Genomic DNA, 24,723 nt, shown 5'->3' on the forward strand with positions numbered 1-24,723 from the left:
GGGCAGTATGAGCCGTCGCGGTAACTGTCATGACAACGCAGTCGCAGAAAGTTTTTTCCAGCTACTGAAACGTGAACGGATAAAGAAAAAGATCTACGGAACGCGAGAAGAAGCCCGCGGTGATATTTTTGATTACATAGAAATGTTTTATAACAGTAAGCGTCGGCATGGTTCGAGTGATCATATGCTACCAACTGAATACGAAAACCAATATTATCAGCGGCTCGGAAGTGTCTAGATTATCTGTGGCGATTCAATTTTTGGTTTCCTGCATGGTTTCTGCAGGTTAAAATTTACTTCATAACAGAGGTTATTATGAGTGTTTACATCATCGCGTCATTAACTGCTGACCCTAAAGCTATCAAAAGTATTGAACCAGTTTTGAAAGAACTGATAAATAAAAGTCGATTAGAAAATGGGTGTGTTCGTTATGATGCTTTTCTCGGTGAGAAAAGCGTAACTTTTGTTGAAGAGTGGACATCGGTTGATGCTCTGAACCAGCATGAGAAAACCATTCATTTCCAGGCGCTTGTCCTTGAAATTGAAAAAAATAACATGGGCATCGAGGTAAATTTCGTTCAGTCGTTGATGTAATTTACTGAAATGAAATGGCGTAAGCCAGTTCGTACTTAGTGAAGTCTATTTCAGATCGCTGATCTGTAATGAACTTCATCATCTACTCTGAATGGCTTTGTTGAATAAATCGAACTTTTGCTTTGCCACGGAACGGTCTGCGTTGTCGGGAAGATGCGTGATCTGCTCCTTCAGCTCAGCAAAAGTTCGATTTATTCAACAAAACCGGGTTGATATTCAAGCGAAGCAGCGTTGAGGAGCGCAGCCTATTAAAAAGACTAAACGTGGGTGAGCCAACCGGTTAAGCCCTGAGCAATCGGCACAAGGCTTTCTGTAAGAGCTGTCCACGCCTTCAGGGTTTGAGGACCACTTTCGTCCAGCCGGGGGTACGGCTGTCGAAATTTTTATAGCCTTCAGGCGCTTCGTCCAGGCTCAGACGATGCGAAATAATCTGGCCAGGGCTGGCTTTGCCATGGTGAATCAGTCGTGCAAGCTGTCGGTTGTAGGCCTTCACGTTTGCCTGTCCGGTGCGGATTGACTGGCCCTTGAACCAGAAACTGCCAAAATCGAAAGGCATCTTGCCTTCTTTAGCCAGATCGGTTGCAGCAGAGGGATCCTGCGGGACAAATACGCCAACCACGCCGATTCCGCCCGTGGCTTTAGTTGACGCGACAAGGCTGTTCATGGTTGCACTGTTATCTTCATGACCATGCTTATTACAGCACTGGTATCCCACGCATTCACACCCGCAGTCGGTGCCCCTGCCGTCGGTCAGATCCAGTATTTTCTGTACGGCCTCATCTCCGGCAGCATGAACGGGTGTTGCACCAAGTTGCTCGGCGAGGGCAAGACGGTCACTGTGGGTATCCACAACAAACACCTGCGATGCGCCTTTTATCAGCGCTGAGTGAGCCGCCATCAACCCAACCGGACCCGCCCCATAAATAGCGACGCTTTCGCCCGCTCGCAATCCCGCCAGTTCGGTCGCGTGCCAGCCTGTCGGAAAGATGTCAGAGAGCATCACATAATCATCCTCTTTTTCTGAGGCATCCTCCGGCAGCACCAGACAATTGAAATCGGCAAAGGGGACCCGCAGCAGTTCTGCCTGCCCGCCGTCCCATGGGCCCATTTCAGCAAAACCATAGGCGGCGCCAGCGCTTCCCGGATTAGCCGTCAGGCAAAAACCGGTCAAGCCTTTTTCGCAATTTTCACAGAAGCCGCAGCCGATGTTAAACGGCATACAGACGCGGTCTCCCACCTTGACACGCTCAACGCCTTTGCCGACTTCAACGACCTCTCCCATGTTTTCATGGCCGAAAATGCGCCCTTCTTCAAAACTGGTGCGGCCTTCGTACATGTGCAGATCCGAACCACAGATATTCGTGGTAGTAATGCGGATAAGCGCGTCACCGGGGCGCTCAATTTTTGCGTCAGGAACATTTTTTACCGTTACGTTGAACGGGCCGTTATAGATGATTGCTCTCATAATTACCCCTCTGGATTGAAACGATTAAAAATAATCATGCTGCTTTTAAATCTCGTTGCGCTTATTTTTTCCACGCAAGATAAGAGCATTTTAAATGTAGCATAAATTTTTAACATGGCTCACTTTATACCGATGCGCTTGCGTGTAATTTATTATGACCTACAATTAAGTGGGGCTGATCGAGCCGATTGAACCTGCACTCCATGCGGGCAACCTGGTTATGAATCGCCGCGTACTGGCGGGCTCTCTGATCGGTGGCATTGCGGAAACCCAGGAAGTTCTGGAATTTTGCGCCGAGCACAGCATCAGCTGCGATATTGAAATGCTTGATATATCGTGTTGAGGCCAACGCCCATAATGCGGGCGGTTGCCCGGCATCCAACGCCATTCATGGCCATATCAATGATTTTCTGGTGCTTACCGGGTTGAGAGGCGGTGTATGTGAACTGTAACTGCCATGTTTTACGGCAGTGAGAGCAGAGATAGCGCTGATGTCCGGCAGTACTTTTACCGTTACGCACCACCCCGCCAGTAGCTGAACAGGAGGGACAGCTGATATAAACAGAAGCCACTGGAGCACCTCAAAAACACCATCATACACTAAATCAGTAAGTTGGCAGCATCACCCGATTCTCGTTATACCAGCGTATGTACCTGTCCAGGAAGCACATAAAATCTTCCAGCGTTGTGCCCGCCCAGTTTCTGCCATAGTACATTTCATTTTTGACCCGCCCGAAGAAGCCTTCACACGCCGCATTATCCGACGAGCAACCTTTGCGCGACATGGACCTTATAAGACCCGATGCGTTGATACGATCCAGCCATCCCGGCCAACGACAATGGCTGCCTCTGTCGCTGTGTATCACCGGCCTTTCATGTTCTCTGAGCGTATCGATCGCATCATCCAGCATGGCATTCACCAGTTTTGCATCTGGCCGTGTTCCTATGGTCCAGCTCACCACTTTGCCATCAAAACAGTCGATGACTGGCGACAGATAAACCTTGCCGGCCGGAAGCTGGAACTCGGTTATATCTGTCAGCCACTTCTCATTTGGCCTGCATGAGCGAAAGTTTCTGGCGACAAGATTTTCAGGTGCCTGGCCGATTTCTCCGCAGTAAGCGCTGAAACGGCGACGCCCTGCACGCTTAACTATCAGCTGTTCTTCAGCCATAAGCCTGCGGACAACCTTTTCTGAGATGTACGTGTTGTTTTTATGGAGCATCGCGTGGAGACGCCGGTAACCATAGCATCGGTAATTTCCCTCAAAGATCTTTGCCAGGGTTATGCGTATTTCCGCGTACTTGTCATGCAGACGAAGGTCCGCTTTGTGATAAAAATAGCAACTTCGTGCGAGCTGCAGAGCACTGAGCAGTTCAGCAACTGGATAGCTTTCCTTAAGGGCATCAACGAGTTGGGTTTTTTCCCTGTTCTTCAGGGTCAGGACGCTGATGCCCATGTCTTTTTTTATCAGTTCATTCGCTTTTGTCAGGATATCACGTTCAAGTTGTAGCTGATGAACCTGCTGTTTCAGCTGCATTATTTCATCGTGCAGTGCATCCTGCTGCTTATCCGGAGGAGCTGGTTTTCGTTTACGCATGGATTGATAAGCCTCATCGTCGATCAGGTCTTTCTTCCATTTGTACAGGACCGGAACGCTGATACCTATCTTTTGTGCAACTTTAAGGGCTGTTCCACGGCGGGTGCAGAGCTCACGGGCAGCCTGAGTTCTTTCTTCCTGGCTGAAGCATTTATGTGTGTTGGAGCGAATAATCAGGGGCCGCCGTCCCGGATAAATCTCTTCGATCCAGCTCTTGAGCACTTCGTTGCTGGGATAGCCAAAAGCGCGGCGCGTATAGGCCAGGCAACCGCCATGCGTAAGGTAATGCTCAACCGCAGCGACTTTCTGCGCGTGTGAATAGCGTTTTCTGGGTTTTAATTCCCTAGGTAAGTCGCCGTATTCCTCAAAAATCCGAACCCACCGCCCAAGCTGTTTAACGGAAGGATAGCCCAACTCCCTGACAACAACTGTCAGCCTTTTTCCATATCTGAAATAAAGCTCCACAGCCCGGATACGATCTTCATATGAGTGCATGAATTATCTCCTGAAGGTCCAGGAAATCGTCCGCACCTCCGTAGCTCAGCAGCGCTCTCCCGCAGATGCCAGCCAAGTGTCCATCATATCAAGGCGGTCATTTCCCCAGAACAGTTTGCCATCGGCAAACACTGTTGGCGCACCAAATACTCCGCGAGCGATAGCTTCTTCAGTGTTCGAGACTATGGCTAGCTTCCGGGCTTCATCGCCGATGGATGAGATGCACGCATTCTTATCCAGCCCTACTGAACTGGCTAAGTCGCCTAAGATGGCAACATCGCTAATATCCAGACTTTGTGACCAATACGCCTGCATCACCTTGAAGGCGAATGCTTCTCCCTGCCCCTCTTCAACTGCATACAGGGTTGCCCGCAGCGCACGTGAGGGCCGCAATGGGAACTGAGGATGATAACTCAGTGGCAGCCGGCGAATGCGCGCCCAGTCCTGCATATCTTGTTTGAACCAGTTTACAAATGCTGGCGAGGCATCCAACGGTCTACGTCCACCTATGCGGTCAATCAAATTAGCCAGATGGAAGGGACGTAGTACTATCATTCTTCCGTACGCAGCGGCAATTTCTCTTAGACGGGGGAAGGCGAGGTAGCACCATGGGCTGTGAAAATCAAAGAAAAACTCCAGCGGAGCTCCCTCTGGCAGTTTACCATCAGCACGTTCAAAACGGCTGAGCGGCGCTATAGCACGTTCATGCTTACCGCTCATGATCAATGCTCCCGCTTGATGCGCCTGTACGAAAAACTGCAACCTTTTCTCGTCTGCGCTAATTAACGTCGCTGTACAGCGAACCTCCTTATAAGGCCAAGCGGGTTTATGATGATGTACCTCGACATGGGTTCCCACGCTCACCCAGCCGGACGGTAAGTCTTTTGCTACAGCATCGGCACTGGTCTCCTCCAATAGAGCGATCAACGCTGGTGTCGACACCACTTTCACACCCGCGTTGCCAATTGCAGCTGCTGTTTGCTGCGGCCCAGGCGTGAAGACGCATGTATGTGGATAGCCTGTCACACTCATTTTCATAAAAGCTCCTTCAGCTGCCCATCAAGGGCTGCGGTTTTCAACATGCGCTTGAGGATCTTCCCGCTTGACGTCATCGGCCATTCTACGATGGTAAAGACCCGTGCAGGATGTTTAAAACCAGCTATTTTTCCAACACAGGCTTTTCTTATTTCATCTTTGGATAACGGCTGGGTGGACTCAATAGCGGCGGCTACCACCTCGCCGTAAAATTTATCGGGTAGAGCGAAGACTGCAACTTCAGTGATCGACGGATGCTCACGCAGCAGATTTTCTATCTCTACAGGATAGATATTTTCACCACCGCGAATGATCATATCGCGCAGGCGTCCTCCTACCAGTTCGATCCTACCATCGGTGTTTAGCCGACCGAGATCGCCGGTATTCATCCAGCCTTGAGGATCGATGCAGCGAGCCGTTTCCTCCGCATCTCGATGATACCCCAACATGACCATTGGCCCACGAACCTGTAGCTGGCCGATTTCCCCGGGGGGGAGTACCACTCCGGTATTCGGATCGCAGACCTGCACTTCAACTCCATGTAGGGGCAAGCCAGCGGTGGTAAAGCGCTGGGGACTTTGCCAGTAATCTAACGCTATCAATGTGCTGGCTTCCGTCTGCCCGTAAACCTGCACCAACCCATTAATAGGAAACGCCCGCGCGCACTGTTCCAGAAGTCTCGGATCGCAGTCCGCACCACCGCAGGTACCGGTACGCAAAGACGAGAGATCGAAATATGGTCTGTCCGGATGCTCTAACATCGCTAAGTAGGACGTGGGGACTCCCGTCAGAACTGTACAGCGCTCCCGTTCTATCAGCGACAGCATTTGTCCGGCATCGAAAGCGCGCATACCCAAATATGTCGCACCAGCAGTCAGGCAAGCCAGAATATTCATGATGCAACCTGCACAGTGGAAGAGCGGAATAATGGATGTCCAGCGATCCATCTCCGTCACCTCCAGCCGCTGCACGGTGCCCCAGGCATTCATCATTATCCCTTCCATACAGAGTTCTGCGCCTTTAGGCCGTCCAGTAGTACCAGAAGTATATTGGATACTAGCCAACTCTCTGGGGGACCATACCCACTCCGTCAGTTCAGCCAAAACGGGTTGGCGCATTACCGCTTCATATTCCTTATCATCGAAGTTAATAATGTCTCTTAGGCTAGGGAGTTGAGGATGAATCGCTCGTACCATGGTTAAATATTCGCTGGAGCGAAAACGTTCGGACAGCAAGATGGCAACCACCTGGCTGTGATCGAGAACGTGGCGTAAATCATTATCACGGAAATGAGTATTAACAGGCACCAGTATCGCACCTACGGCCGAAATTGCAATCTGGGCAACTGGCCACTCAATGCGATTTTCTGCCAACAGAGCCACCGGGTCACCCGCTTTTACACCACGACGACTTAGCTCTAACGCCAACTTGTCGACACTATCAAGCCAGCCTCTGAAGGTCATTCGTTTATTACCAGCATCAAACACCAGCGCTTCTTTATCAGGCCATTTTTCTGCATAATTACGCAGTAAACGGTATGGAGTATTAAGCGACGTTTTTTCGGAAAATAGATCAACAATATATTTCATGTATGGATCCTTTACTTGGGGTTATTATTGTTGCCGTTAATCAGTAGCCCTGTATTTCCATAGAAGCGGGGGGCATTTTTCTGCTATAAATGTAATACACTATGCCGGTGCCAATCAGGCCAACTAACCAAGAGATATCTGCGCCATCTAACAAGCCTGCAATCGGACCAGTGTAAATACTGCTGGAAACAAAAGGAAGCTCAATTAATAAGCCAATGAAATAAATAGAAATTACACTCCAGTTCCAGCGGCCATATATTCCTTGTGGATCGTTTAATGCTTGCAGGTCGCATTTAGAACGATGCCCCCACTGCCAGTCAGCCAGACAAATTGCACTCCAAGGAGAAATAAAGGTCAGTAGAAATAATAAAAAAGAAGAAAAAGCGTGAATGAAGCTTCCCGAGCCCCATAACGCAATGGAGACAGCTAACAAAATCATGGCTGATACATAAATAAATCGATGACCGACAGACACGGTTGCTTTTCCTCTGAAACCATTCACCAGCGTCGCACTCGACATATAACTGCTATACGCATTCAATGTCATCATGGTTATCTTGCCGAAGCCAACGACAAAGTAAAGCACAGATGCGACGAGACCGGATGACCCCAGATTTACTACGAATTCTACTTCATGTCCGGTAAATGCCACTCCGGCAATAGCGGCGGAAAAAACGCCAAATGTCATGGCTGCCTGAGAACCCAGCGTTGTTCCAGAGGCGGCGGCAAAGAACACTTTCAGTTTTGATGTATCCGTAGGGAGGTAACGTGAATAATCTCCGACATAGGGGCCATAAGCAATTTGCCAGGCCGCCGCCAGTGAAATGGAAAGGATAAACTGGTTAGGAATAAACTTTCTATGTTCTAGAAGACTGCTAATATTATGGCCAGCTAATAATGCAAAGAACATATAAAAAAATGCAATGATGCCGACCACACTCGCGATCCGTGCTAAAGAATGTATGGCGCGGTAGCCTAAGCTGGCAACCAAGATCGTGATGACACCGAATAAAACGATACCCTGCCATTCTGCGGCATTCAAAATTTTTGCCACAGCCTGTCCTGCCAGCAAGGTGCCTCCAGCAGAGAACCCTATATATAAAAAACTTACCAGTAAAAGAGGAATGACCGCGCCATAAACACCAAATTGCATACGGCTTCGAATCATTTGGGGCAGTCCTGTAGCTGGCCCTTGTATGGCCTGTAGCCCCATTATGATGCTGCCTAATATCTGACCTATAAATAAACCGATTAATGACCAGAAAACATCGCCGCCTAATACAACGGCCAACGCGCCGGTCACAATAGCGGTAATATTAAGGTTAACCCCTAGCCATAATGTAAACTGTCCCATAGCGCTGCCGAAGCGCTCATTATCAGGAACAAAATCGATTGACCGTCTTTCTATAACCGTGTGCTTTACAGTGCTAGCGGAATGTTTCATAGATGAACCCTTTGAATATTACAAGCATATAATCTGAACGGTACGTTGCCTGCTAGCTACATTTCCTCGTTCTGCTATAGGCCGCCTGCTGTCATCAACATGAAGGCTTTAACCTCTGCCTTTCTGCGATTCAGTCTTTAATACCCGTTTTTTTGCAGTGCCCCGATAAATTCGGGTGCCGTTGCCCTGTCGATAAACGTGTTATGACGACATACGCCACTACTCCTCATGGGATAAATTTCATATCATTGATTCGAATACCTCAGAAATTAACTACTTTCAGATATTAATTAAGCATGACGTAGTATCATCTTCGGTCGTGATGTATTTTTTCCTCCGCCTGAAGTACTCGGCATTCCCGGGTTCTGGTTATAAACCACCACTAAGTCAGAGCCATCATGTTTAATTCTGTGACTGAAGGTGCTCATCGTAATAACGCCCCTTTACTTTGGTTGTTGGATTTTTCTCATAAAGTATAAGCTGTAAGAAAGATTTAATGTACAGACCTGCATATACAACATGCATTAGACATGCCACTATCTCGCGGCAAAATATAACGAATTGAAGTTACAGTGGTTATTTTTTCTCGGCTGGTTTTAACAGAGAGGTTCTTTGTAAAAAATCCTCAAAGAAATCAATTGTTGATAAAATGCAAGCATGACATGCCCCATTACAGGGATAAACACTTAACATTTGCACCACAATTGGGACTTTGTTGAATAAATCAGATTCCGGGCGAGCGTCCCTGTAGATGACCGCATATTCAGGCAATACGCACCCTTTCCGGCATACCTGCCTTCGTCATTTTGTTCAGCGCTCGCACTATGGCCATGGCCTCTTCAACCTGACCATCGTAGTCACGCAGCGTCAGTGAACCTCCGGACAGCGGTTTTACCCGGTACATCGCCGTTTACGCTATCGAGCGACGGTTGTAATCTGTTGTCCATCTCCACCACGCATTACTCCCGCTCAGCCGCTGATTCGCAACAGCACGGTTACGGTCTGCGCACTCTCCAGGCCAGTAACCCGCACCTTTTCGGGGCGGGATGAGCGCATTGATTTTCTTGCGCCGCAGTTCATCATGGCATAGCCGGGTGTCGTAAGCTCCGTCTGCTGCCGCTGACCTGATTTTTCGGTATGGCTGCCGGATAAGGCCCGGGAAGGCTTCTGAGTCCGTTACATTGTTCAGCGACAGGTCCGCACAAATGATTTCATGTGTTTTGCTGTCAACGGACAGATGCAACTTCCGCCAGATTCGACGGCGTTCTTTGCCGTGTTTTTTGACTTTCCGTTCGCCTTCACCAAAGACCTTCAGCCCGGTCGAATCAATCACCAGATGCGCGATTTCGCCCCGTGTAGGCGCTTTGAAACTGACATTAACCGACTTTGCCCGCTTGCTGACGCTGGTGTAATCCGGGCAGCGCAACGGAACATCCATCAGGGCAAAAATGGAATCAATAAAACCCTGCGCAGCCCGCAGGGTCAGCCGGAATACGCGTTTGAGGACCAGGACAGTGGTGATAGCAAGGTCAGAATAACGCTGAGGTCTTCCTCGTGATGAAGGTGTCGCAGATTCGTACCAGGCCTTAATGACCTCATCATCCAGCCAGAAAGTGAGGGACCACGGTTGATGAGGGCTTTGTTGTAGGTGGGTCAGTTGGTGATTTTGAACTTTTGCTTTGCCACGGAACGGTCTGTGTTGTCGGGAGGATGCGTGATCTGATCCTTCCATTCAGCAAAAGTTCGATTTATTCAACAAAGCCCCACTAATGTTTTATTTACACTCTGATTTTCCTAACTCCATAAATTTATGCTTAATTAAAGAAGGTAATCCCCACTCTCATCAAGACCTCCATTCCAGGCGTATTTCTCTTGATTATGTAACTATTTTTTTATCTGCCTATCCCCCTCGCCAACACCTACCATTACCGGATAATTTTAAATAAGACTAACTTTATGTTGTTGGCGTTTTATGAACTGGGATTTGCTCTCACTCACCTACAGATCATAAGCTCATCCTATAATACTAACCTTATATAATAAGTTTTATATAAGGCCAGACAAAAGCTAGGAATCCCTGTATCATAAGGATCCAGGCCGGATCCTGGCCTTTATAGCCATTTATACGCAACGGTGAGTCCTCAAGGTTGTCCTGCCGATCGGGGACTCAGCGCAGGCGGTTAAAACTCCGGCAGCGCTACGTAAAATCTGACGGTCATCTGCCCTGCTCTTTCCTCAGAATTCACGTAGCGCTGCGGTCTGATAAACGGACAAAAACTGAACAAACATGAACGAATTCTCCGGTTTTACCGGTGTGGCCCTCAGCGGTGCCGCCGGTGACGATCTTACAGCAAAGCTGACCGCGTTCGTCAGGCACCGCGAGGCCTTTTCACCCAACACGTGGCGCCAGCTGCTCAGCGTGATGCGGATCTGCTGGCGCTGGTCGCAGGAAAACCATCGCTCTTTTTTGCCCATGCTGCCTGAAGACATGCAGGACTACCTGTTTCACCTGCAGGCCACTGGCCGCTCAACCTCGACCATTTCGGTGCATGCGGCGCTCATGTCAATGTTACACCGTAACGCCGGACTGGTCCCACCGACCGTATCTCCTGACGTTGTGCGTGCTAAAAAGAAAATAAACCGTACGGCCGTCGTCTCCGGCGAGCGTATTGGGCAGGCGGTCCCTTTCTGCCGGCCTGATCTGAACCGCCTCGATAAACTCTGGAAGCACTCTCCCCGGCTCCAGCATCTGCGGGATCTGGCTTTCATGCACGTGGCGTACAGCACATTGCTGCGTATGAGTGAGTTATCCCGCCTTCGCGTACGCGATATCACGCGCGCGGCCGACGGGCGAATCATCCTCGACGTGGGCTGGACCAAAACCATCCTTCAGTCAGGCGGTATCGTGAAGGCGCTCAGCGCGCGATCTTCTGAGCGGCTGATGGAGTGGATATCCGCGTCGGGTCTGGCAGACGAACCCGACGCCATCCTGTTTTGTCCCGTTCACCGGTCAAACAAAATCACCACTTTCACGACGGCGCCCATGAGTGCGCCCTGTCTGGAAGATATCTGGCGCCGCGCCAGACGGCAGGCAGGCGATGCCCCCCGTGTGAAAACTAATAAAGGACGATATTCCAGCTGGAGTGGCCACAGCGCGCGCGTTGGTGCCGCGCAGGATATGGCCAGAAAGGGTATATCGATCGCACAAATCATGCAGGAGGGCACCTGGACGCAGACCCAGACGGTAATGCGGTACATCAGAATGGTTGAGGCACATAAAGGGGCCATGATCGGGCTGATGGAAGAGGACAGCTGATACACCCGATCCTGCTTAATCAATAACCTGGCTGAGTGCGATTATTCCCGGAGAAGTTCTACATACCGTCGGTATTCGTAACTCCGGTGACGGGATCTGCCGGACGTTTCAACCAGTACCCCTCCCTCTTCAGGTCTTTTCACTGCCGTGTTTGCTGTCGGGTAAGTCCCATCCAGCAACTCAACGGTCAGCTTTGGCATTGTCGGTAAGAACTCGTACAGGCGGATGCTTTGCACAGATGTCGACTTCAGGGAAAGCATACGCTTTCTGTCATCCGCAAAGAGGGTCGCTATTCTGATTATGCCCTGTTGCGCCTCCTCGGCTGAATAAGTGACTGCTTCTAGGAAGAAGGCAATCCACTGCTCCCAGTTTCCGTTCGTCCTGATATCCGTAAGACACTGATAGTAGTATCTCGGGTGCTGCTTAAGGTAGCCAAAGACATACAGCAGAGGTTCATTCAGTAGCTTCCATTCTTCCAGCAACATGGCTATCAGGAGACGCCCTATTCGTCCGTTACCGTCAAGGAACGGGTGAATAGTTTCAAACTGAGCGTGTACGAGCGCAATCCTGACAAGCGGCGGCAGAGTATGGTCCGGTGCGTGAATGAACTTTTCGAGGTCAGACAGCAGGCTCCCCACTTCGTCTGGCGGCGGAGGTGCATAAGAGGCATTTCCCGGTCTCGTTCCGCCAATCCAGTTCTGCGTGGTTCTTACTTCCCCAGGCTGTTTCGCCGCACCACTGGCACCGGATAAAAGCACCTGGTGCGCATTTTTCAGCAGGCGAACGCAAACCGGCAGGCGAGAGGGAGAGTTCATCTCATCATGTACGAACTTATAGGCCCGCAGGTAGTTAGTGACCTCTTCAACATCATCAACATTCGTGACGGAAAGTCCTGCCTCTTTGTCGAAGATACCTGTCAGAGTTGCCTGTGTGCCTTCCAGTTGCGAGGTTAGCAGTGCTTCCTTTCGAATTCCGCTGTAGACCAGCCATTCACTTGAAGATACCAGTCCTGACATGCCAGACAGTCTGGCCAGTGATTTTTCTGCCTTTTCATTCAGCTCATTAAAAGACGCCGGGTCCAGTTCCGGAGAGGCAGGAGGTAAGGGCGCCGGCAGAAATGCACTGACCGTCGTATCATAACTGGTGGTTCTGATGATCTGACCGGAAGCACACTTCAGAAAAATCCTTTCACTGAGAACAACGTTATTAAAAGAATTTTTAATTCTGCCAAATCTTATTAAAGGGTTCTTTAATAAGGGGCACCATTTAAAATTTTTTCCTGTCAGCTAACACCAATACCCGTCAGAACGGTTTCATATTCATCCGCCGTAGACTGAGCGCACAGGTTTTCAGGGTAAAACGCGTTCCAGTGCAGGCTGTGCCATGGACCCATTAAAGCTGGTGAATTGATGGGACTGAAGGAATCTGATGGCAGGCCTCTTTATACTGAAAAGTTGCATGAGCTGAACGCTGCGCTTATGAGCAGGAATGTCTCTGCGCTACTGGTAGAATGGCCGTAAGGCGCGGCCGGATAGATAAAGATGGCAGACGATAACATGACATAACGGAGAACGTAATGGCGGTCGATAAAAACGGATTCATCTCCCAGCCTGATTTCAGCGGATTTCAGCCAGCCTTTTCTCCGCTGGTCAGCGATGTGATTCAGAGACTGAACGCGGCGTTGCCAGACCTGATACACAGCGTTTATGTTTACGGGAGCCTTGTCGACGGCTCTGCGGTCGAAACGCTGTCCGACCTCGACCTTACCGTCATATACCGCCGTGAACCGGATGCAGACGAAGTTGCACAGACAGATACCATCAGGTCCGAACTTGAACAGGATTATCCGGTTGTCAGTAAAATTGACATCGATCCGGGCGTGCTTGAAGACGTGATGCTGTCGGATAGCGTAAATCTATGGGGCTACTGGCTGAAGCACCACTGCGTGTGCGTGTACGGTGAAGATCTGCGGACTCGCTTTGAACCTTTCAGGCCTTCCCGAGACATCGCCGTTGCCGTTAACGGAGATTTTCTCACCGTACTGAATGGCTACGTGGCCCTGATGAAACCCACACTGGAACCAGCGCAGCGTCATGGCCTGCAGCGGGCGGCTGCACGTAAGGCGATTCGTTCGACAAATATACTGAGAGAAGAGAACGATCATGACTGGCCGGTTTCCCTGAAGGAGCTGGGTGAAAAATTTAATGACAGGTATCCGGCTCTGACCGAGGAGATGGACTATCTGCTGAGCATCAGTTACCGTCCCCGTGGCGACATAATGGCATTCGCCAGCAGGATCACGACATTTGCCTACTGGCTTAATGCAGAATTTCACACGCGCCAGCGTTGATAACGCAGATATGCAGCGGGTCAGGCGCGGTACTCTCTGAAGATTAATAAGCTCTGCAGGTAAGCACGAACGAGTGACGGGAAAACAGAACGATGAGTAAAAAAACAACGCCGGTACCGCACGATGCGGCTTTCAAGGCGTTCCTGACCCACCCAGATACCGCGCGCGACTTTATCCAACTCCACGTGCCCGCAGAGTTCCGCGCGATATGCGATCTCAGCACACTCAGACTTGAGTCGGGCAGTTTTGTGGAAGAAGATCTTCGTGCCTATTACAGTGACGTACTCTACAGCGTCAGGACGACGGAGGGTGACGGTTACATTCACGTTCTTATTGAACATCAGTCTACCCCCGATCGGCACATGGCCTTTCGCCTGATGCGTTACGCCATAGCAGCCATGCAGCGCCATCTTGATGCGGGCAATAAGAAGCTGCCGCTTGTTGTCCCGGTTTTATTCTATACCGGTCGACGCAGCCCTTACCCTTATTCTACGGACTGGCTGCAGGAGTTCAGCGATCCGGACATGGCAGCCAGACTGTACGGCTCCGCGTTTCCCCTGGTCGACGTTACAGTTATCCCAGACGACGATATAATGACCCATCGCAGCATGGCGGCTCTGACCCTGCTGCAGAAACATATTCATCGGAGGGATTTATCGGATCTTATCGATCGGCTTGCCGCCACGCTGCTGACCGGACATCTGACGGGACAGCAACTCGTATCGCTGATAAACTATCTTGTACAGGCAGGCGAAACCGATGACGCTGAAGCCTTTGTACGTAATCTGGCGCAGAGAGTGCCGCAGCATGAGGAGGCTCTGATGACAATCGCACAGCAGCTCGAACAGAAAGGTATTGAAAAAGGCATTCAGTTGGGTGAGCAGAAGGGCATCGAAAAAGGTATGCAACTGGGAGAGCTCAAAAGTAGAATCGATATTGCTGAGAAACTCCTCAAAAACGGCATGGCTCTTAACTTAGTTAAAGATATGACCGGCCTTTCCGAGGAAGAATTAGCCAAAATTCGTCACTGACAGTCAGTCCTTGATAGCTCGCTACAGCCACAGGTGTCTTATGGTTACTATTGCGCAGCAGCTGGAGCAGAAAGGCATCGAAATTGGCCGCCATCTCGGAGAAATGAGAGGACGCGAGAAGGGCAAATTTGAAGAAAGGCTTGAAATCGCAGGCAAGATGCTTAAAAGCGGTTACTCCCTTCAGGCCATTAAAGAGCTGACTGGACTGTCAGACGAGATTCTTACCGGAATTCCTCACCGATAACTGATTTATGTTTCCTTCAGCATGCGCGCAGTTGATGAAGAAGGGGTACAGTAGCGTCTGATTCGCGTTGCCATCCTGCTCGTGCAAGGAGTGCATCAACTGCTGGAATATCAGCGGTTATCCGCACGGCCAGTGTTTTGACCTGGCGTCCATCCTCCCCAAAACCCGTATCCAGATCGCTTTTTCTGATAAACAGCCCAGGTACATTTGGACTCAGTTTTACCGCATGACGCCCTTCCCACTCGGTTTCGTTGAGCACGCCGTAGCTAATGCCTGTCAGAGTAATCGCGTGCATAACGTGCTGCAGCCTGAACAGGTCATTCTGTTCCAGCAGATCGCCACTGCTGGCGCGCCAGAGGTACTCAAGTTTTCCGGGTAAATCTGCCCGCAGCCCCTTTTCTCTGTCTTCTTTCAGCAACCACCGGATATCATTAGCCAGTTCACGGCGAAACAGCCGCTTCTTTTCAGCGGTGGCCAGCCACCGGCACAGAAAAAAGAGGTTCTCCTGTGCGGGGGAATTTACCATTCCGGCCTTTCGCGCTATGTGCAGAGCAATCAGTCCGCACCAGGCAAGGTGGTCAACGTAGACGTCAGAGGATGCCAAATTGAAACCTGCTAATTCGTTTTAGAGCTTATGAAATTTTTAAAAGCCATCTGAGATGGGGTCATGTAGAAAGGATCGTAACCAAATTGTGCCAGAATTTCATCTTTTACAGAAATAATTCAATGTTATCAGTCTAATCTGCCAGACTTGTATCCACAGCTCACAGAGGCTGACCTGATAAAGTGAGTCAAGCAACTGTTATTCTGGCGAGCGAAGCTCATGCCAGAGGGGCGCATAGCTCTGAAAATGCCTGGTCAATTTCTGTCTGCATAGCATGCACACTGCAAGAGCTGTTGTTTTGCTGATGGATGCAGCTCTTGTCCGGTGGCAGCATTCGATATTGTGGTTATTATTAAAGTTTTCCATATCAATAATTTACGGGGTGGGGAATTTCATGGCACGCACTAAAGCAAAACTCACTCGCACTGAGCTTGATGCTCAGATTGATAGGCTGGAGTGCTATCTGCATGAAACCGGCGTTATATTTCGTTCTCTCACGGATAAAAAAGTGGCGGAGGCATCAGAGCTTCTCCACTTCAGACGCCTCAGCGAAGCAAGGCGGGAATACGATCAGCTTCGCATTGAGCTGGAGCTCGCCTGCGCAGAAAAAACGCGCCGATTTGGTAAAAAAACGGCCAGATCATTCTGGCGGACTCAGCTGGTGTGGCCTGTTCTGAAAAGTATTTGCCTGACAGCAGTATACCGAATGAAACTGCTGTCAGCAGAATGTAAAAAAACGTCTGGCAAACCCTTCCGCTGAGGCGGTTTAATCAGCGAAGGCGAACCCGCTGTTGCGGGAAGAGTGGCGCCAGTCAGACTGCCGCATCACGGAAGTGGGGGCGCTGTGTCCGACGAAAAGCGCCGAGCAGGCATTAAGCAAAATCCTCGATCATATTGCCATCACTTCGGTCAGCTATCCGAAGCTCTGAGGGTAACAGTACTGGCAGCGGGCAGTGATGCCTGCTGTTTTCCGGAAGGTGCCTGAAATGTACAAACCCAGGCCCTTAAACCATACCGATTCCGGCTGACGTTAAACCTTAAATTTCAGCTACTCTCAGTGTCATCGGGTAATGTTTCAGGAAACTACGGATTCAGATGCTGTTAAAACTCACAGGGGCGGAAATTGCAGAGCTGCGCGGTAATCGATTTGCCTCATCCTGCAGCGCGTCGGAATCATCAGTCACGACCATCGTCGACGTCCGTCTTCGTGACGGGCGCCAGCGGGTGATACATGAATACAAGGGTAGGCTCATTAAAACGCCGTTATCAGTTTTCCTTCTGCGCTTCCCCTAGCAGGTAAGATGAACGGACGTAGCCCTAATTCCCCTTTCCATCATCCCGCCTGCAAATCAAGCCACCGCAGCCAGCAGTAAAAACAAAAAACCCGGAGCTTGCGAGTCTCCGGGAGGGCTGACGAAGGCCAAAATGGAACCAATGAGAGATTGTTAGCTATCACGGGCAGATACCGTTAGCTGATTAATAATAGTTCAGAGATGATGAAAGACATGCGAAGCGGCAAATCGCGGCCCACACTCTTCCGACTTTAATCACCAGGAAGGTGACTTTCAGTCTTCCTTAGCGGATGGCCGCCGGCTGGCTTTTCCACCTTTTCGGCCAGCTTCAACGGCGCGTGCCGGATCATTTCGAAAATTTCCACCGCTTGCGCTGCCTCCTGCCCTGCCAGCCTCACGCGCCCTTTCCGGGTTGTTAGCAAAATTTCCAGTACCGCCCCGGTGTGCAGGTTGTTTCATAAAAGCGCCTCATATGAATTATATTTTTGAAAATACAGGCTCAACGACAGAGATGAGTGTAGTAAGTAGCGGCCAGAATGACAGTGACGACAATAGAAAGGATGAGCAAACGAGAAAAAGCCCGGTTTTTATTCGGGCGTGATGGCAAAGCGGCCAAAATCTCGTATGCAACGCGTACTTTCTGTTACAGCCACCTATTGTGGACTTTAATGATGACAAATTTATGGGCCTGCCGGTAATACGATTTGGTTATCTGTGCATTGCCTTTACTGGCTGGTAAGTCACGCCTCACTGCGGAGGTATCTCAGATATGCAATGGCAGGACCCGGCTTTAAAAATGCCTGTACCCAGGGTAATTTGTGACTGAAGGGTTAAGGTTTTACTAATGCTGCCCACAGTAAAATCACGATAACTTTTCTGACGGGTTATCTGCCATGCGAACCTCTTTGTTCAGTCACTTTCCGCATAAAGATGCGCCCTTTTTTAAAGGTATGCACATCACAACGGGCTTGCTGGTGCTGTCACAGATCATCAATTCAAACTGGACCCGGCGTAAAGCCATCGGTTCTGGCGGCCTGGAGACGGTTATCACCTGGTTTCATATTCTTTCCGGATTTGCCCTGATCGCGAGCGGCCTGTTTCTGGCTGGGTGGATGCTCTCGCAACGGGGCTTCGCCTGGTATTTTGCATGGATGAAACTGGACTTCAGCGGGTTTGTGAGAGATATAAAGATATTGCGCAAATTCAGCCTTCCGGATGCTCAGAGCGGAGGAATTGCTTCAGCCATTCAGGGGCTGGGCGTTTTGTCCTTACTGGCTGTGTCACTTACGGGGGGTATATGGTTTTTACTGAGTAATATACTTTCGCCCGGCGCCTCTCTGACCCATGATGTGCTGCACTGGCATAAATCACTCACGACGCTGATTGAAATTTATTTCTATGCTCACGGCATAATGGGATTGCTACACATACTCCTCAATATCTCTGACTGAGCGAATTTGTGAATTAGCTCGGAAAGGCAAAAACGTTTGGTCAGGCTGGAATATATCTGGCCAGACGCCCGCAGGTGTATGGTGCGGATTACCACCCTGGCCACCATAAGCAACATCACCAGCCCGAATCTTAAATTTTCATGTCTGTATTTCGCCTGTGTAAAATCCCGGGGTGGGTTAGCTATCAGGCTGTGCGTGTGACCGCGCAATACTGCCATGAGATATGCTATTCAACCCTGCCAGACGCCGTTGAAGCAGCGGCCTTTCAGGCGCACAGAAGCCAGACAGTCGTAGACGAAAGAAAGAATCCGCGGCACCACTCACAGCAACTCAAAAGTTATAGTTACAACACCCATTTATCAGTCACTGCAGTTCCGACCCTTCGGGTCGGGCGACCGGGGCTGGTCAGGGGGGGCAACCGGGCTTCAGGTCTGGCTCCGGAGTTTTGCCGGAGAGGGGCATGGTGTTTCAGGTCCGGCTCGGGTGGGGGTATATGGAAGTGTTTATGAATGATGTAACTAATATGCTGCCAACAACAGCTATTTTAGATTCAGAGCTATCTTCCACCTATCTACCCTTTCTACGAATAACACTGTCTTTTATGCCCAGTGATATCATCTGTTATGCCGGGTAGCGCGTTACATCTTCTTTCTATAGTGCTGTTCTGCACCCACCCCGCCCGACCATTCGGGAAAATTTTATTATGACCTGCATAGCCAAATGTGATTTAAGGTCAGCGTATTTATTTTATTACCTTCAAACTCGCTTTTATTTGCTAGCAGCATGGCCAGTTAATCGATGCGCTCGTCTCAAAAAGCTACTCATGCATATAATGTAAAAGGATAATTTATGGAAAATTCAGCTTTCAAAAGAGGAGCTCGTGCAGCTGGATTTTGGCTCAAAATATCCAAAAGCGCGAAGGTAGCTAATAGTACTTGTGTAGCCTGGGCCATAAGGCATGGATTACCCGCGTTCGTAGGGCGATTGCCGGTTCCAGTCACTAGTTTTGCAATTCTAGCTGTCGCATTACTGTGTGGATTTTTCATTGGAACCTTTTTGCTTCTTGGAGCAATTTTCCTTTATATGCTCAGTAACCTGGCAGTCACCAGTGTTTTGGATCGTGATGTAACAGAAGAACAAAGTGGTCATCACTATCGAGATGGTAATGATGGTTGTGGTATGTATAGCGTGCCACAAAACATTACTGTCACCTCGGCAAGAGTTGATCGCGATGAGGAGGATGTTTAGTAGGGGAATATTCCCCTACTAACATACAGAATCACAGCCTCGCTGCTTTCTTCGCGGTTTCTACAGCACTACTTCCTGCTTGTTGGACTTGGGACGTTCCGCTTTTAAATGCCCCATCTAGAGTCCCGCCTATACGTACTCCAGCCCAAGTGAGTGCCCCCATCCATACTGCCGGAAGCACAAGGAACATTGTCGCCATGACAAAATTCATGATCAGATCATCCGAACTGTTCTGGAAGCCAGCCATGTTAAAGCTGCTGTGCGTATAAGAGCTGTAAAGCGCGGTCAACAGCCAGCTGTCCAGCCAGCGCGCCAGTTCCCACCAGAACGTCAGGAAGTTCAGCGCGAACAAGACAAACGTGAGCTTAATAACCGTTTTAATTTCGTAGGCGGAAAACGCCAGGATAAGCGGCAAAATTACCACTATAGCCATCAGCAGAACGGCCTTAACCATAGGTAACGCCTGACGCATGGCATCAAATGCCGGAAACGCTGCCAGGCTGCCTAATGCGGCGCAGCCAATTGCGGCAACCCGGGCGACCGAGTTATCAAGCGTGAAATCTGCATTTCCTCCGTAGCCGGCGTACACATGACCTCCTTGCGATACAGTCAGACTCTCCGGACTGACCAGCCGGCGGATAATAGCCTCCTTATAGTCAGCATTATTACCGCCGATAATGGACACTGCAGCAGATAAACTTGTCCATAATCCCGGGTCGACCTGATCGACGACTCGTGCCTGCAACCCCGTATCTGCTTTACTCCACCACTCACTGCAGGTCGGATATCGCCGTTCATCATCGCCTGATATGCCTTTACTGCTGTCATAAGGCAAAGGTGCGAGTCTTGGCGCTGCCGCGGCCACCGTGTGAACAGCGGTAGCGTTTGTTGATAGCGGTGAATAGTTGAGCGAGCTTTGCGGGAATCGGCAGTTGAACTGATTCACTCATGCTTTTGGCTCAACCGGGAGAAGCTGAATAGTTGTCGGCTTGGTTGCCATGCTGCCATCAGATGATTAGTGGTCGATTTCCTGGCTGACTTTGTCGCCGTACTTTTTCGGTTTCATCCGAGCCAGCGCCCATTTGCGAGTGTCGATGCGCAGGCGGGCCTTACCTACCGCGGTGGCCTCTTCTGCAACGCTGTCGGCTATGTCGAAAATCTCCTCGAAAATGGCGTCGGCGCGGGTCTCGGTAGCTTTCGCATATTGGTCTCGAAATTCTTCGTGTTGAGCCAGCCAGCGGAAGACGGTCGCCTTGCCGGGCATGCCGGGGAGCTCACAAACTTTGCGCAGGCTTTCACCATCGGCAAGCAGTGAACAGATGTCAGCAGCCACCTCTGGTAGGTAATCAGAAGGGCGGCCAGATTTTGATTTGGTCGCCATAAAATTAACCTTAAAATTAGACTTTCATGCGTGAGGCAAACATATGACCCCGACAACAATCAACGCAATTGCAATCATCTTTGGTCTGGCCGGTTCGTTACTGATGTTTTTGAACGGGCATGTGCTCAAGCCTTACCCCGGAGGCATGTTTGCTCCGGATAACTATGAAGAAATTGTCGCGCAGATAGCCAAAGATAATAAACACATCGTCAGAATGCAGCGATTAGGCATGATGTGCCTGTCCATCAGTTTTGTACTTCAGGGTTTAGCGCTATACGCCTCTTCATAAATTGCTCGGCTCTGGCACATACTCTATCTTCAGCACGTCGTCAGGTGCCAGATATACCCACGCGCCATCTTCCTGAGCTATACCGATGAAGCCGTTTACGACTTCAGGCTGTGACCGGTTCATCAGGCCAACATGCGTTTCGCCAGATTTGGTGGTCACGGTGATGCGATAGGTGTCTGACATACTGGCTCCAATAAATAACCGCCCGGAGGCGGTTATCAGATGTCTTTGGCAGGATTAGGGAAGTCTTTATCATCATTGAATGGGTTTTTAATATTGCCCTCATACTCATCATCTTCCTCTTCATCATCCTGATAAGCTGGGCTTTCAGCATCATCAGGTAATGGCTCTACATAATCTGGATCAGGACGTTCTGACATATCTGCCTCCGCCTTTTCCACGGGACAACTTAATTGTAGATAGAGAAAAATTAAGGCGACCATCCTTTACCAGTTATGTGAGTTAAGCGTAAAAAATCATCCCTTTTGATACTGACGATGTTCATAATAAGAGATAGCCTTGCCGTTTTCATTCATCACGTAAGCACCCTCGCCTTCTTTCAGGAAGAGGTTACTATCCATGCCAGATACAGCGATACTTTGCTGTAGTGGGTTGAACCCTACACTACTTCAATCTCTCCGTTGCGGTTTTCCGTTTATGGCATGGCCAGCACAGCGCCTGGAGATTATTGTCTTCATCCGTACCGCTATGTGCTTTCGGGGTGATGTGGTCAACCATTGATGCCGGGATCGGCTTCCCGTTCCTCTGGCACTCCTGGCAGATGTTGCGATCACGCTTTAAAATGCGCGCGTATTACATCCTACTTGCTTCCGTAGCCGCGCTGATGCCTGTTCTGGCCTCGCTGATGTGCCATCCTTCGTTGCGATGGTCATCGCAATAGGCTGAACGGTCAGTCGTCGTCTCACCGTATCCGAGCTTTCGGCATGCGCGAGGAATTGCTGATGGCATACCGGCTCCAATAAAAAACCGCCCGGAGGCGGTTAGATTACTCTTTTATACTTTTTGGGGTTATCAAAGCACTGAGGACATGGGTTAGCACCAGGTTGCCACATTCGGGATACTTTTACTGCGTCCCGCTCATGATAAAACGTCCCTAAGAATTGTCGGCGTCCTCTCAAGGGAAGCGAAACGCACTCTTCGGAATGAACATGAATCTTTGTTTTATGCTCGTTTAGTTGCTCAATGTAATAAAACTTTGGCATAATTTGTCTCGTTTTAATTTTTGTTCGGATCAAATCTAGAACTAAATAAAAAAACGGTGCTAATATTTCACCAATTGCTTTAATGCCTTCTGCCTATCAATAATGTTTTCTTAGCTAACAGCCATCTTACTTAAGACGATTTAGAAATTAATCGCTGACGCTTGAGAGTTTCTGCCGTTGGCTACATTTTTTTGCGCTCATAACAAAACGAACTCCTCCCACGACATTGGTCCATGGATGGCCCGTCTTTTTCATCCTCGGGCGCACTCGTAAATGCCCCCTGTGATGGTCGCTACGCATCTTGATCGGTTAATTCCGGCACATACACCATCTTAAGCATGTCATCTGGCGCATGGTAAACCTATGCGCCATCTTCCTGAACAATGTCAATGGTGGCATTCACCACCCTTGGTTGTGGACGGTTCATCAACACTTCATGGGTCTCGCCAGATTTAGTAGTTATAGAGATGGGTCAGATCCATGGCGTAACCCGCCAGCTTGCTAAAAAGACCAACAAGGGAAACTACTTCCTATCTTATAGACATTTGTACTTCCGGGTAATGGTATGCAATGCCAGAATAATGAGCATAAGACCAATCAGAATTATAAATGAATAACTTAAAAGATGATAAAGCCATATACCAGCTACTCCGCCTAACAGGAAAGACAGGAGCGTTAAGGAATGAAGTTTCAGACGCTCAATATAGACAGGCGCATCTTTGGGAGATCCTTTCCGCCTCAGTACGTCAAATAGCATTGCCAGTTCAATACCGATATCGGTGGATGTACCTGAAACATGGGTCGTTCTTACTCGTGCATTTGAAATTCTTGTCACAACAGCATTTTGCATACCCATTAAAAAACTCAAACATAGTATTAATGGTGCGCCGGGCGACAACGATGTCAACCATGTTTCTACAATACCCAAGAATACAAGACCTACCCCTTCAACCAATATATTAAATGCGTAGATCACACTTATATTTCTCCTGCGCCCTGCATTTATAATGACTGTTGAGAATGAGGAGCCAGCAATGAAAATGAATACAATAGACACAAAAAAACTGCAGGATGAAGGTTTGCCTTAGCCAGATAATCCGAAAGTGACGAAATATTTCCTGTCATATTGGCAGAAAAGAAACCTACAATTTCAAACGCCGCCGTATTAAGTGCACCAGCCACCGCAGCAAGAGTACATGCGAGTTGGGTATCCGCTGTAGTGCTGCGAGAATTTTCAGTGCTTATCAGCATAGATCCTACTGTTTTTGTCTGAACGTCAATACATGATCTACTTTTCAGTTACGAGAAACAAGCTATTAAATCGCCTATAGGCATGATTTTTACCATAAGGCGCACTATGAATTCTTTGCAATGCTTGGTTAAGCCATTGCTATGCGCTTGTTCAAAAGGAATTTCAAAAAGTTGTATTCATGGAACTTTCAAGGCAGCAGGCATGCCATACTATCTTTTTTATTTAAATAAAAAATAAATATCTATTCAACATTTCAATAACACACCTCTCATCTAATAAGTTTCAAACCGTAAAGCCTTTTCAATCCTAAATACCATTCAAACCTTATAGTTTAATAATGTTTTAGTTGGTCATATTTAAACTTAGCTTTTGCTGCACCTTTTTTACGCCTCACTTGCCGCTTGGCATAGGCAATAACCATCATCCAGGCAGGGTCAGAAAACTTATTTATATAGGCATTGAGGTTTTCAAAGAGTTGTGACCAAATTTCTAAGTGAAAACGATTGACATAATCGCGTTTAAGTTTTTCTTCCATAGATATAATAACGCTGTCTACCAGTTTTTCTATGTCTTTGAGGCCTTCCCCACATTGATACCTGGCAGCCAGCTGCCGTATCTGAAAAGCATAAAATTCAGTATTAAAATCGACTCTAAGCAAAACGACCTCTACTATCGGCTAGTCCATACCTGAACCCTAAACTATGCAATCTCATCAGACCAGTTTTTAACGCAAATTTTACAATATCTAGCGCAATTAATTTGTCGCTTTGTACCATGCCTGCCCGCGATAAATGTTAAGCCGAAGCGGGTAATGGTCCCAAC

Annotated in this window: 23 protein-coding genes and 8 pseudogenes; 12 read left to right on the plus strand and 19 right to left on the minus strand. The window is 49.0% G+C overall.

Going from position 1 to position 24,723, the window contains the following annotated elements; genetic code table 11:
- Together HA46_RS18790 and HA46_RS18795 are read left to right on the plus strand one after the other, a co-directional pair.
- Positions 1-238 (plus strand): IS3 family transposase (locus tag HA46_RS18790; protein WP_143807676.1); only part of this gene is annotated, 238 nt, incomplete at its 5' end.
- A 77-nt stretch (positions 239-315) separates the two neighbouring features.
- Positions 316-594 (plus strand): putative quinol monooxygenase, encoded by a 279-nt coding sequence (locus HA46_RS18795; protein WP_084886036.1) that lies wholly within the window; start codon positions 316-318, stop codon positions 592-594.
- A gap of 81 nt (positions 595-675) precedes the next feature.
- Here HA46_RS18795 and HA46_RS21595 read toward each other — a convergent pair.
- Positions 676-768, minus strand: a pseudogene (locus HA46_RS21595) (hypothetical protein); the annotation flags it as partial.
- 157 nt (positions 769-925) lie between these two features.
- A complete protein-coding gene (locus HA46_RS18800) occupies positions 926-2,059 on the minus strand; it encodes a glutathione-independent formaldehyde dehydrogenase (protein WP_033756051.1) in 1,134 nt (377 codons plus the stop codon).
- 169 nt (positions 2,060-2,228) lie between these two features.
- Here HA46_RS18800 and HA46_RS21380 point away from each other — a divergent pair.
- Positions 2,229-2,393, plus strand: a pseudogene (locus HA46_RS21380) (NAD(P)-dependent alcohol dehydrogenase); the annotation flags it as partial.
- Here the strand turns inward: HA46_RS21380 and HA46_RS18805 are convergent.
- The 6 genes and pseudogenes from HA46_RS18805 to HA46_RS18830 form a co-directional block, all read right to left on the minus strand.
- A pseudogene (locus tag HA46_RS18805) lies at positions 2,392-2,631 on the minus strand (IS1-like element transposase); the annotation flags it as partial. The pseudogenes HA46_RS21380 and HA46_RS18805 sit on opposite strands and share 2 nt — an antisense overlap.
- A 33-nt stretch (positions 2,632-2,664) precedes the next feature.
- A complete protein-coding gene (locus HA46_RS18810) occupies positions 2,665-4,152 on the minus strand; it encodes an IS3 family transposase (RefSeq protein ID WP_084886038.1) in 1,488 nt (495 codons plus the stop codon).
- A gap of 45 nt (positions 4,153-4,197) precedes the next feature.
- Entirely contained in the window at positions 4,198-5,190 is a 993-nt protein-coding gene (locus tag HA46_RS18815) for a thioesterase, FlK family (RefSeq protein ID WP_084886041.1), read from the minus strand.
- Positions 5,187-6,776 (minus strand): class I adenylate-forming enzyme family protein, encoded by a 1,590-nt coding sequence (locus HA46_RS18820; protein ID WP_084886043.1) that lies wholly within the window; start codon positions 6,774-6,776, stop codon positions 5,187-5,189. Before HA46_RS18820 ends, HA46_RS18815 begins: the two co-directional genes overlap by 4 nt.
- 40 nt (positions 6,777-6,816) lie before the next feature.
- The gene (locus HA46_RS18825) at positions 6,817-8,220 is read right to left on the minus strand and encodes a purine-cytosine permease family protein (RefSeq protein ID WP_084886045.1); all 1,404 of its coding nucleotides are present in this window, start codon (positions 8,218-8,220) and stop codon (positions 6,817-6,819) included.
- A gap of 763 nt (positions 8,221-8,983) precedes the next feature.
- Positions 8,984-9,852, minus strand: a pseudogene (locus tag HA46_RS18830) (IS5 family transposase).
- A gap of 655 nt (positions 9,853-10,507) precedes the next feature.
- Between HA46_RS18830 and HA46_RS18835 the strand changes: the two are divergent.
- Positions 10,508-11,536: a tyrosine-type recombinase/integrase gene (locus tag HA46_RS18835; RefSeq protein WP_084886047.1), complete on the plus strand. Its 1,029-nt coding sequence runs from the start codon at positions 10,508-10,510 to the stop codon at positions 11,534-11,536.
- Positions 11,537-11,577: 41 nt separating this feature from the next.
- Here the strand turns inward: HA46_RS18835 and HA46_RS18840 are convergent, their stop codons facing one another.
- Positions 11,578-12,774, minus strand: a complete 1,197-nt coding sequence (locus tag HA46_RS18840; RefSeq protein WP_312142663.1) for a Fic family protein — start codon at positions 12,772-12,774, stop codon at positions 11,578-11,580.
- Positions 12,775-13,112: 338 nt separating this feature from the next.
- On the opposite strand from HA46_RS18840, the gene HA46_RS18845 reads away from it, so the two are divergent.
- The 3 genes from HA46_RS18845 to HA46_RS18855 all read left to right on the plus strand — a co-directional run bounded on the left by HA46_RS18845 (position 13,113) and on the right by HA46_RS18855 (position 15,161).
- Positions 13,113-13,886, plus strand: coding sequence for a nucleotidyltransferase domain-containing protein (locus tag HA46_RS18845; protein WP_084886051.1), 774 nt, complete (start codon positions 13,113-13,115; stop codon positions 13,884-13,886).
- A 92-nt stretch (positions 13,887-13,978) separates the two neighbouring features.
- Entirely contained in the window at positions 13,979-14,917 is a 939-nt protein-coding gene (locus tag HA46_RS18850; RefSeq protein WP_084886054.1) for an Rpn family recombination-promoting nuclease/putative transposase, read from the plus strand.
- A gap of 40 nt (positions 14,918-14,957) precedes the next feature.
- A complete protein-coding gene (locus HA46_RS18855) occupies positions 14,958-15,161 on the plus strand; it encodes an RpnC/YadD family protein (RefSeq protein WP_084886056.1) in 204 nt (67 codons plus the stop codon).
- Between the two features lie 16 nt (positions 15,162-15,177).
- On the opposite strand, the gene HA46_RS18860 is transcribed toward HA46_RS18855, so the two are convergent.
- On the minus strand, positions 15,178-15,765 hold the full coding sequence (locus HA46_RS18860; protein ID WP_084886059.1) for a DUF2913 family protein: 588 nt from the start codon (positions 15,763-15,765) through the stop codon (positions 15,178-15,180).
- A 394-nt stretch (positions 15,766-16,159) separates the two neighbouring features.
- Here HA46_RS18860 and HA46_RS18865 point away from each other — a divergent pair, with 394 nt between their 5' ends.
- Together HA46_RS18865 and HA46_RS21100 are read left to right on the plus strand one after the other, a co-directional pair.
- Positions 16,160-16,525, plus strand: a complete 366-nt coding sequence (locus HA46_RS18865) for a hypothetical protein (protein WP_143807677.1) — start codon at positions 16,160-16,162, stop codon at positions 16,523-16,525.
- 31 nt (positions 16,526-16,556) lie between these two features.
- Positions 16,557-16,694, plus strand: a complete 138-nt coding sequence (locus tag HA46_RS21100; protein ID WP_158086853.1) for a hypothetical protein — start codon at positions 16,557-16,559, stop codon at positions 16,692-16,694.
- 636 nt (positions 16,695-17,330) lie between these two features.
- Here HA46_RS21100 and HA46_RS18875 read toward each other — a convergent pair.
- The gene (locus HA46_RS18875) at positions 17,331-17,516 is read right to left on the minus strand and encodes a con-10 family general stress protein (RefSeq protein WP_084886065.1); all 186 of its coding nucleotides are present in this window, start codon (positions 17,514-17,516) and stop codon (positions 17,331-17,333) included.
- Positions 17,517-17,950: 434 nt separating this feature from the next.
- Between HA46_RS18875 and HA46_RS18880 the strand changes: the two genes are divergently transcribed.
- Both HA46_RS18880 and HA46_RS18885 read left to right on the plus strand, forming a co-directional pair.
- The gene (locus tag HA46_RS18880) at positions 17,951-18,508 is read left to right on the plus strand and encodes a hypothetical protein (protein WP_084886067.1); all 558 of its coding nucleotides are present in this window, start codon (positions 17,951-17,953) and stop codon (positions 18,506-18,508) included.
- 849 nt (positions 18,509-19,357) lie between these two features.
- Positions 19,358-19,756 carry a hypothetical protein gene (locus tag HA46_RS18885; RefSeq protein WP_075203150.1) on the plus strand — a complete coding sequence of 133 codons (399 nt, stop codon included), beginning with the start codon at positions 19,358-19,360 and terminating at the stop codon, positions 19,754-19,756.
- 31 nt (positions 19,757-19,787) lie between these two features.
- Here HA46_RS18885 and HA46_RS18890 read toward each other — a convergent pair.
- The 3 genes and pseudogenes from HA46_RS18890 to HA46_RS18895 all read right to left on the minus strand — a co-directional run.
- A pseudogene (locus tag HA46_RS18890) lies at positions 19,788-20,546 on the minus strand (conjugal transfer protein TraG N-terminal domain-containing protein); the annotation flags it as partial.
- A pseudogene (locus HA46_RS21385) lies at positions 20,543-20,706 on the minus strand (PBSX family phage terminase large subunit); the annotation flags it as partial. The pseudogenes HA46_RS21385 and HA46_RS18890, both read right to left, overlap by 4 nt.
- Positions 20,707-20,771: 65 nt before the next feature.
- Entirely contained in the window at positions 20,772-21,137 is a 366-nt protein-coding gene (locus HA46_RS18895; RefSeq protein WP_084886069.1) for a terminase small subunit-like protein, read from the minus strand.
- Positions 21,138-21,180: 43 nt separating this feature from the next.
- Here HA46_RS18895 and HA46_RS18900 point away from each other — a divergent pair, with 43 nt between their 5' ends.
- Complete coding sequence (locus tag HA46_RS18900) at positions 21,181-21,426, plus strand: hypothetical protein (RefSeq protein ID WP_033755867.1); 246 nt, start codon at positions 21,181-21,183, stop codon at positions 21,424-21,426.
- On the opposite strand, the gene HA46_RS18905 is transcribed toward HA46_RS18900, so the two are convergent.
- The 5 genes and pseudogenes from HA46_RS18905 to HA46_RS20985 form a co-directional block, all read right to left on the minus strand.
- Positions 21,421-21,609 (minus strand): hypothetical protein, encoded by a 189-nt coding sequence (locus HA46_RS18905; RefSeq protein WP_033755865.1) that lies wholly within the window; start codon positions 21,607-21,609, stop codon positions 21,421-21,423. The two genes, HA46_RS18900 and HA46_RS18905, sit on opposite strands and share 6 nt — an antisense overlap.
- Before the next feature lie 35 nt (positions 21,610-21,644).
- On the minus strand, positions 21,645-21,806 hold the full coding sequence (locus HA46_RS21185) for a hypothetical protein (protein ID WP_167456988.1): 162 nt from the start codon (positions 21,804-21,806) through the stop codon (positions 21,645-21,647).
- A 244-nt stretch (positions 21,807-22,050) separates the two neighbouring features.
- Positions 22,051-22,395 (minus strand): annotated as a pseudogene (locus HA46_RS18915) (HNH endonuclease).
- Positions 22,396-23,184: 789 nt separating this feature from the next.
- Positions 23,185-23,900, minus strand: a pseudogene (locus HA46_RS18920) (YoaK family protein).
- 332 nt (positions 23,901-24,232) lie between these two features.
- A complete protein-coding gene (locus HA46_RS20985; RefSeq protein ID WP_143807678.1) occupies positions 24,233-24,559 on the minus strand; it encodes a hypothetical protein in 327 nt (108 codons plus the stop codon).
- Positions 24,560-24,723: the final 164 nt, after the last annotated feature.

Origin of the sequence: Pantoea septica, from assembly GCF_002095575.1 — a bacterium.
In the GTDB taxonomy this organism is placed as follows: Bacteria; Pseudomonadota; Gammaproteobacteria; order Enterobacterales; family Enterobacteriaceae; genus Pantoea; species Pantoea septica.

Excerpts from the sequence above, each read along its gene's own strand:
- HA46_RS18900 (WP_033755867.1), top strand. The coding sequence starts at position 21,181 with ATGACCCCGACAACAATCAACGCAATTGCAATCATCTTTGGTCTGGCC.
- HA46_RS18880 (WP_084886067.1), top strand. The coding sequence starts at position 17,951 with ATGCGAACCTCTTTGTTCAGTCACTTTCCGCATAAAGATGCGCCCTTT.
- HA46_RS18865 (WP_143807677.1), top strand. The coding sequence starts at position 16,160 with ATGGCACGCACTAAAGCAAAACTCACTCGCACTGAGCTTGATGCTCAG.
- HA46_RS18885 (WP_075203150.1), top strand. The coding sequence starts at position 19,358 with ATGGAAAATTCAGCTTTCAAAAGAGGAGCTCGTGCAGCTGGATTTTGG.
- HA46_RS18835 (WP_084886047.1), top strand. The coding sequence starts at position 10,508 with ATGAACGAATTCTCCGGTTTTACCGGTGTGGCCCTCAGCGGTGCCGCC.
- HA46_RS21185 (WP_167456988.1), bottom strand. The coding sequence starts at position 21,806 with ATGTCAGAACGTCCTGATCCAGATTATGTAGAGCCATTACCTGATGAT.
- HA46_RS18810 (WP_084886038.1), bottom strand. The coding sequence starts at position 4,152 with ATGCACTCATATGAAGATCGTATCCGGGCTGTGGAGCTTTATTTCAGA.
- HA46_RS18815 (WP_084886041.1), bottom strand. The coding sequence starts at position 5,190 with ATGAAAATGAGTGTGACAGGCTATCCACATACATGCGTCTTCACGCCT.
- HA46_RS18795 (WP_084886036.1), top strand. The coding sequence starts at position 316 with ATGAGTGTTTACATCATCGCGTCATTAACTGCTGACCCTAAAGCTATC.
- HA46_RS18800 (WP_033756051.1), bottom strand. The coding sequence starts at position 2,059 with ATGAGAGCAATCATCTATAACGGCCCGTTCAACGTAACGGTAAAAAAT.
- HA46_RS18875 (WP_084886065.1), bottom strand. The coding sequence starts at position 17,516 with ATGAAACAACCTGCACACCGGGGCGGTACTGGAAATTTTGCTAACAAC.
- HA46_RS18855 (WP_084886056.1), top strand. The coding sequence starts at position 14,958 with ATGGTTACTATTGCGCAGCAGCTGGAGCAGAAAGGCATCGAAATTGGC.
- HA46_RS18905 (WP_033755865.1), bottom strand. The coding sequence starts at position 21,609 with ATGTCAGACACCTATCGCATCACCGTGACCACCAAATCTGGCGAAACG.
- HA46_RS18845 (WP_084886051.1), top strand. The coding sequence starts at position 13,113 with ATGGCGGTCGATAAAAACGGATTCATCTCCCAGCCTGATTTCAGCGGA.
- HA46_RS18820 (WP_084886043.1), bottom strand. The coding sequence starts at position 6,776 with ATGAAATATATTGTTGATCTATTTTCCGAAAAAACGTCGCTTAATACT.
- HA46_RS18825 (WP_084886045.1), bottom strand. The coding sequence starts at position 8,220 with ATGAAACATTCCGCTAGCACTGTAAAGCACACGGTTATAGAAAGACGG.
- HA46_RS18895 (WP_084886069.1), bottom strand. The coding sequence starts at position 21,137 with ATGGCGACCAAATCAAAATCTGGCCGCCCTTCTGATTACCTACCAGAG.
- HA46_RS18850 (WP_084886054.1), top strand. The coding sequence starts at position 13,979 with ATGAGTAAAAAAACAACGCCGGTACCGCACGATGCGGCTTTCAAGGCG.